Genomic DNA, 306 nt, shown 5'->3' with positions numbered 1-306 from the left:
AAACGGCCTGTGGCGTTGGACCAGACGAAGCAATGGATCATGTCGCAGGTTTTACCGTAGTTAATGACGTGTCCGAGCGCGCATGGCAGGCCGAACGTGGTGGCCAGTTGATGAAAGGCAAGAGCTTTCTAAACTTCTGTCCGACCGGCCCGTGGCTTGTGACGCCAGACGACTTTGCGGATGTTCAAAATCTTGGAATGTGGCTTGATGTAAATGGGTAGCGTATGCAAACCGGAACCACAGCGAAGATTATTTTCGACGTGAAAACAATCGTTTCCTATATGAGCAGCTTTATGATGCTCGAAG

The 306-nt window shown here is 50.0% G+C and carries 1 protein-coding gene; it reads left to right on the top strand.

The window, feature by feature from the left end; all coding sequences use genetic code 11:
* The coding region (locus AB9F29_RS22005; RefSeq protein ID WP_369757262.1) for a fumarylacetoacetate hydrolase family protein at window positions 1–221 on the top strand (221 nt) is incomplete at its 5' end.
* Between the last annotated feature and the right edge of the window lie 85 nt (window positions 222–306).

Origin of the sequence: Falsihalocynthiibacter sp. S25ZX9, from assembly GCF_041205405.1 — a bacterium.
Taxonomy (GTDB): domain Bacteria; phylum Pseudomonadota; class Alphaproteobacteria; order Rhodobacterales; family Rhodobacteraceae; genus Falsihalocynthiibacter; species Falsihalocynthiibacter arcticus.
Note: the sequence above shows the minus strand (reverse complement) of the source record. Positions and strands in the feature narration are given on the sequence as shown.